The sequence below is a fragment of the Candidatus Clostridium eludens genome, assembly GCF_045310515.1.
GTDB classification, from domain to species: domain Bacteria; phylum Bacillota; class Clostridia; order Clostridiales; family Clostridiaceae; genus Clostridium_B; species Clostridium_B eludens.
Window position 1 is genome coordinate 1 of the sequence record NZ_JBJHZX010000111.1, and the last position, 2,177, is coordinate 2,177.

The 2,177-nt window shown below is 28.1% G+C and carries 3 protein-coding genes; all 3 read right to left on the minus strand.

The genetic code is table 11. The features are described 5' to 3' along the window. Positions 1 to 108: 108 nt before the first annotated feature. Positions 109 to 1,095, minus strand: coding sequence for a site-specific tyrosine recombinase/integron integrase (gene xerA, locus ACJDU8_RS25360; protein WP_406794966.1), 987 nt, complete (start codon positions 1,093 to 1,095; stop codon positions 109 to 111). Between the two features lie 76 nt (positions 1,096 to 1,171). Then, positions 1,172 to 1,708, minus strand: a complete 537-nt coding sequence (locus ACJDU8_RS25365) for a hypothetical protein (protein WP_406794967.1) — start codon at positions 1,706 to 1,708, stop codon at positions 1,172 to 1,174. 2 nt (positions 1,709 to 1,710) lie between these two features. Further along, positions 1,711 to 1,944, minus strand: coding sequence for a hypothetical protein (locus ACJDU8_RS25370; RefSeq protein WP_406794968.1), 234 nt, complete (start codon positions 1,942 to 1,944; stop codon positions 1,711 to 1,713). Positions 1,945 to 2,177: the final 233 nt, after the last annotated feature.

Genomic DNA, 2,177 nt, shown 5'->3' on the forward strand with positions numbered 1-2,177 from the left:
ACACTTCCTATAGTGTCTTTATTCCAACCTTTAGAATTACTAAACGGATTCCCAAACATCTCGATAAATCTCGATTTGACTTTGAAAAATCTAAATTTATACAAATAACTAACCAATGTATTTTCTATGTGAAATCTTAACATTATTTTGATTTACCATTGCATATTGAAGTGTTGTATCTATTTTCTGATGTCCTAAAAGGTGCTGCACTTGCTCTATAGGCATTCCCTTATCAATAGCTCTTGTTGCAAGTGTTCTTCTAAACTTATGTGGATGTACCTTATTAATATTAAGCTTTTTCCCTAAAGTTCTCATTCTAATTTCAATTCCACTAATATTTAACCTATTATATGGTTCTATCAATGATACAAATAATGCTCTATTATCATCAACTCTGCTATTAAGATAATTTCGTAAATGTATTTTTGTTCTTGCATCAAAGTAAACTCTCCTCTGCTTATCACCTTTTCCTTCAACAATACATTCTCTTTCATTAAAATTTATATCATCAATATTTAATTTTACCAACTCTCCAACACGCATTCCGGTAGAGTTTAAAAGATCAATAATTGCAAGATCACGAATTTCTTTACAATTATCACGCATTATTTCTAAATGCTCGTCTGTATATACTTCTTTCACAATCCTTCCAGTTCTTATTTTATGAATCCGTCTTACCGGACTCTTTATAACATAATTTTCATCTTCAAGCCATGAAAAGAATGATGATAAAATTCTTCTGATATTATCGATACTTACCTTACTGCAATTACTTCTCTTATAATATTCTGCCAAGTATTCTCTTAAATCTTCTGTTGTTATATGCTTAACTGGTTTATGGGATGTTTTTAACATATTTTCTATGGTTGATTTATAATACTTAATAGATTTTTCTGAGCATCCCTCTACTCGCTTTGCACAAATAAACATGTTGCAATAATCTACTTCTTCATTTTCTAAATTTTCACTATTGGTCTTATCTATAAAAGCTACCCCCTGCAACTTTTTCAATAAAACCTTATGAAGCTCTTCCATTTGCATATTATTAAGTAAATTTATCATTTGTTGTTCAATTTCAATAATAAGTTTTTCCATTACAATCTACCTCTCATTATAAAATTTAGATTGTATTATTCTTGACAAAATTACCACTTTTAGTTGATAAATATTTTTATTCTAAACTTTTGTCAAAACTTATTTCATCTTCTACTTCTTTTATAGCACGTTTTGCTCTTTTACTTAAATTCAATGCATCTTCTACTACACTATTTATATTTACTAAAACCTCAAATGCCATATCAATCATATCTTCACTATAAAATCTATTTTCAGTAGGATATCTATATAATATGAAATTATTATCCAACAATTTTAATGCCATATAATCCTCTTTACTAATTTCAGAACCTAAATCATATTTGATAGAATCATAAATAGTTCTTGTTTCATGAACTAATAATTCTATTCCATATTCTTTAATGATAAATGACTTAAGAATTCTTTCTACAGCTCCATGGATCATTTCTAACTGCCTTGGATAAGATATACCTATTTTATTAGCAAGAATAGCATCCCTAATCATAACGTTAGAGTCAGCTTTCCAAAATTTATAGGTTTCTTTTTTTATATTATTGGGTTTAAACTTCTTTAACTTTCCTGATTTATTAGTTCTACATTCTAATGTAAATCTCTCAATTAAATCTTGCATTTCTAACCTCTTAAGAAATCTACTAAAATATTAAATCCGCATTCTTTAGCATATTCTTCAATATTAGTAAGAATCTCACCCATTTCTTTTGCTTTTATGTTGCTCTTAACATAAACCTGTATCACATAATAACCATCAAGTTCTTTATATTTAAACTCTGATATTTTTTCTAGTATAGTTTTATCTAATGTAGATTTAGTATTGTTAATTATTTTATTATATTGTTCTTTACTCAATTATCACCACACCTTTCTTTATCTCATATTATTAATTCAATCCTAAACAATGTACCAATTATCAAGTGATTCTTAGTGTCTTTAGCACTTAGAATACATATCCTTTAGTAGAAGAACTTATCCAGGTGCGTAGCAGTGCTTATCCCCCACTTTGATAGAAAAGCAGAGAACCAAAAATTTTTAATTTTGTGTGAATCGCTTTCACAGAGTGCGATGGGGGTGTTAGCAATGGT

Excerpts from the sequence above, each read along its gene's own strand:
- xerA (WP_406794966.1), bottom strand. The coding sequence starts at position 1,095 with ATGGAAAAACTTATTATTGAAATTGAACAACAAATGATAAATTTACTT.
- ACJDU8_RS25365 (WP_406794967.1), bottom strand. The coding sequence starts at position 1,708 with ATGCAAGATTTAATTGAGAGATTTACATTAGAATGTAGAACTAATAAA.